Genomic DNA, 3,850 nt, shown 5'->3' on the forward strand with positions numbered 1-3,850 from the left:
GTCGAAACGGGTGTCGTCGGGGGCTGCTGGACGTTTGAGGTAGTACAAGCAACTAAAAACACTCCAAGGAGTAGGGCTGTCACTTTGAGAACAGGACGCTGAGACATAGATTATGCTTTTGTGTTGTGTGAGTTGTGAAGTAGACTACGCAATAGCTCATCATCGACGGGTTCTAGTAAGCTGAGAAGATGTCCATCAGGAGTCCGAACGGCTGCTACTTTGCCAAACGAAGGCTGCCGAACTTGACCTTCTAGCCTTGCGCCCATTGCTTCTAGATCTTCGATCGCTATATATACATCCGCAACATGAAAGCTCAAAATTGGAGAGCTTCCAATCTGCGGTTTTTCGCGGGAAGCATGAAGTGCGATCGTCGTTCCATTTGCCTCTAATTCTGCCCAGGAAGGGCTTGCTGTCTTTACGGTGAGTCCTAGCCCCTTGTGATAAAACTCAACCGTAGCCAAGACATCCTCCACCATCAGCATGATCTGTCTAAATTGTGCAGTCATTCAAGTTTCTCCTTGTTACTAAGTTACTACTAAAAACGAATCGTCAAGCTAGCAGCTACATTGATCCCAGGCTGAGTGTAGAGATCTAAGCTACGATCGTTCACACTAACCCCGCGCACATCTGACCACTGAAAGTATTTCTGGTTAAGCAGATTAAACACACCTACATTCAGCGTGACGTTGGGATTGAAGTTATAAAACGCTAGAAAGTCTAGAGTTGTGTATCCGCTAGGCTCAAATAGGTTCGTTACGGTGGTGCTTGAAGGAATGCCCGTGCCGCCTGTTTCATCAATCCGGTCTTTGGCGGCTACTAAGGTCGTCACAAGCTCGGCTCCCCAGCGATCGGCGGGAGAACGATAGCGTAATCCGACGACTGCTTTAAACGGGTCTATCGAGTTTAATGGCTGGTTGCTTTCGAGATTGTTGCCTACGGCATAAGCCAGCGCTCTGAATAAGCTAAATCCATCCGATCGAGGACTAAAACGATACTCTCCTTTTGCCTCTACACCATAGATTTCTGCACCTGATGTATTTTGCGACTGAAACTGCTGGAAGCTGCGGCCTCCGATTAAGACGTTCCTCGTAAATACAGTGTCGATAAAGTTGCTGTAGCGATTGTAAAACCCCGTGATTCCAGCATTCAATCTGAGCGTGTTTAGTCGAACTCCCGCTTCAAAGTTATTACTTGTTTCGGGTTTGAGGTCTGCGTTAGGCAGGACGGTGTAGCCAAAGGCGAAATTGGTGAACGCGATCGCCGCATCATCATAAGGCGGACTGCGAAATCCTCTGGCATATTGGGCAAACAGCGCAACCTCTGGTGTGACTTTAAAAATCAATCCTAATTTGGGCGAGATTGCTGAGTCTGAAAAGCCTTCAACGTTGTAGTTGCTGGTATTGATGCGAGAAAAATCTGCGTCGTTTTTGTTGGGATCAAGCTTGTAATAGTCATAGCGAATTCCTGGAATCAGTGTTAACCGACCATTCGCCAACGTGATCTCATCTTGTAAATAAAGTCCTAACCGCAGTGTGTCTGTATCTGGAAAAGTTTTGTTTGGAAACAGTTCACCAGCGACGTTTTTATTGATGACACCTGTTGCCAGATTGATTTCGGTGTTATCACGCGGGCGAGATGTCGCTGTGTTAAAAATTTCTAGCCCATAGCTCAGTCGATGATCTAAACTTCCTGTCTTAAAATTATTCTCAAACTGTACATCTCCACCTAAAACATTTTGCACAAACTGATTTTGAGAATTACGCTGGCGATTAGAAAGTCCAACTCTTCGCAATTGTTGAACTGTTTCTGTCGTTTCAGCATCCTGATAGTAAATCTGTGTTCTGATTCGTTGTAAAAAGGCAGCACTGGGATTTGTATACTCATACGCTAAACTGATGCGCGATCGCCGACTATAGTCTTCTGCATTAAATCCTAAAATGGTTGCGCCGACCGTTGGGCCGACCGAACTTAGAACGTTTGTGTTAGTTTGGCGATCAAACAATTCTCCCGTTAGCTTGAAGGTAGTGCGATCATTGGGCTGAAACACAATTTTTCCTAACACATTGTTTCCATCAATGGTTTGTGGATTGGGATCGAGACTGCCTCGATTTTGTGTTTCATTCCCATCGCGACGGGTATAAAGCAGCAATGCGGAAAGCGTTTTATCACCCCCCGCGATCGTGTAGGTTTGTCTCAGGTTGCTGTCTGCGCTGCTGTAGCCAACTTTACTGCTAAAGTACACAGGTTTGCCAAACAGATTAAGGTAGTCGATCGGATCTTTGGTGATAAAAGAAATAACTCCACCGATCGCGTCACTGCCATACAGCGTCGAAGCAGCACCTCGAATGATTTCTACTCGCCTTAGAGCATCAAAATCGACCAGATCTCGGCTAGTATTGGTCATTCCCAAAACGTCTGGAATTCGCACTCCATCTACTTGAATCAGAACGCGATTTCCCTCAATCCCACGAATGTTAAAACTAGAATTGCCACCTCTCGTAGGGCGATTGTTCACTGAGATGCCTGGCTCATAGCGAATCAAATCACCAATATCACGGACAAAAGTATTTTCTAGGTCTTGGATATCAAATATCGAAATCGTACCCGCCGAGTTGTTGAGTAAGCGAGGAGTGCGTGTCCCGGTTACCGTAATCTCCTCCTCTGGCTCAGTTCCTATAGTTGGCGGCGACTGTACCAACTGTTGAGCATTCGTAGAAGGTTGCTGAAACTCTTTCACGCGAGAAACTTCTGGTGCGTCTTGTAGGTTAGTAGACTGAGCAACGTTTACAGAAAACAGGTTTGCATAAGCCGATCGCGCTGCTAGAAGTAAGCTAGTAAGGCAGATGACCGGATAGAATAATTGAGAAATCTTCACAGTTAATCCTCGTAGCAAATAACAGAAACTCAGGTCAAGTCAAGCGAACCCACTTTTTCAGCAACGTTTTGAAGAAAATCGGACAGATGAAACTTCTCCACTCATTAATATCGATGGTGGAGGGCTGCAATTCAATTGCATTTATCTTATGCTTAGATGAGACTATTTTGCAATAAGGTCAGATAATTTTTAGAAAAGGTGCGAGTCTTATCCCGATAGACTGGCTTCTAAAGATTAGTCAAACGTCTGGTGAACTATGAAAGCCATTGAGTCCGCCTTCTGATGTCATTTGATAATCTCTGCAAGCTGCTTTCCGAAAAACATCCCGCTCGCTTTGCTAGTTGGGTTCTCGGTACGCCTCAAGTCTCAGTTGAAGTGCTCAAAACCGAACTCAGTATCGAACCGATTCGCGCTGATTCTGTTACTTTTTTGCAAGCAACATGAAGCGATGGCAGCAACTTATGTGCTCTCGGGGCTAAAATTTGAGGCAGCAGTGATTTCGCAACTAATCAGGAGAGATGTGATGCGGGAATCAGTGACTTATCAAGCGATTTTGGAAGAAGGACGCGGAGAAGAGGCGATCGCTAATCACCCGACAATTAACCCGACGATTAAGGCAGGAACTTTCTGAGAATATGCGCGCTGCTACGCAGATACCGCTAGGGTCGCGTCTTTCTTCTCTTTCCTTACCACTCCTCGAAGACCTCAGCAAAGCCTTACTCAACTTCACAACTTTGGCTGATTTAGAGGCTTGGTTGGAAGCGCGATCGATAACTGAGCGCGATTAGTAAGACCAAGCGAAGCGCGAAGCTTACTGAAGGTACCGACCATCAGAACGAGACCCTTGCGGTATCTGCGAAGCAGCGCGCACTTCACAAAACCTCTGGGATGCGATCGTATTTCTGCATTACCGATCGAACAACTCACGGTTCGCCCATTTTTGAGCAAGGTCAGCAGATTGAGCTAAAGTTTGGC

The 3,850-nt window shown here is 45.9% G+C and carries 4 protein-coding genes; 2 read left to right on the forward strand and 2 right to left on the reverse strand.

Going from position 1 to position 3,850, the window contains the following annotated elements; all coding sequences use genetic code 11:
* Positions 1-110 precede the first annotated feature (110 nt).
* Both ACJ2PR_RS35305 and ACJ2PR_RS35310 read right to left on the reverse strand, forming a co-directional pair.
* Positions 111-506: a VOC family protein gene (locus ACJ2PR_RS35305; protein ID WP_446875123.1), complete on the reverse strand. Its 396-nt coding sequence runs from the start codon at positions 504-506 to the stop codon at positions 111-113.
* Positions 507-535: 29 nt separating this feature from the next.
* The gene (locus ACJ2PR_RS35310) at positions 536-2,875 is read right to left on the reverse strand and encodes a TonB-dependent hemoglobin/transferrin/lactoferrin family receptor (RefSeq protein WP_446880556.1); all 2,340 of its coding nucleotides are present in this window, start codon (positions 2,873-2,875) and stop codon (positions 536-538) included.
* Positions 2,876-3,157: 282 nt separating this feature from the next.
* Here ACJ2PR_RS35310 and ACJ2PR_RS35315 point away from each other — a divergent pair, with 282 nt between their 5' ends.
* Both ACJ2PR_RS35315 and ACJ2PR_RS35320 read left to right on the forward strand, forming a co-directional pair.
* On the forward strand, positions 3,158-3,319 hold the full coding sequence (locus tag ACJ2PR_RS35315; RefSeq protein ID WP_446869416.1) for a hypothetical protein: 162 nt from the start codon (positions 3,158-3,160) through the stop codon (positions 3,317-3,319).
* Positions 3,320-3,462: 143 nt separating this feature from the next.
* On the forward strand, positions 3,463-3,663 hold the full coding sequence (locus ACJ2PR_RS35320; RefSeq protein WP_446869457.1) for a DUF4351 domain-containing protein: 201 nt from the start codon (positions 3,463-3,465) through the stop codon (positions 3,661-3,663).
* The last annotated feature ends 187 nt before the right edge of the window (positions 3,664-3,850 follow it).

It is taken from the genome of Phormidesmis sp. 146-33, from assembly GCF_052939515.1.

Bases quoted from the DNA above. Each gene is read 5' to 3' on its own strand.
- ACJ2PR_RS35305 (WP_446875123.1), bottom strand. From the start codon at position 506: ATGACTGCACAATTTAGACAGATCATGCTGATGGTGGAGGATGTCTTG.
- ACJ2PR_RS35315 (WP_446869416.1), top strand. From the start codon at position 3,158: ATGTCATTTGATAATCTCTGCAAGCTGCTTTCCGAAAAACATCCCGCT.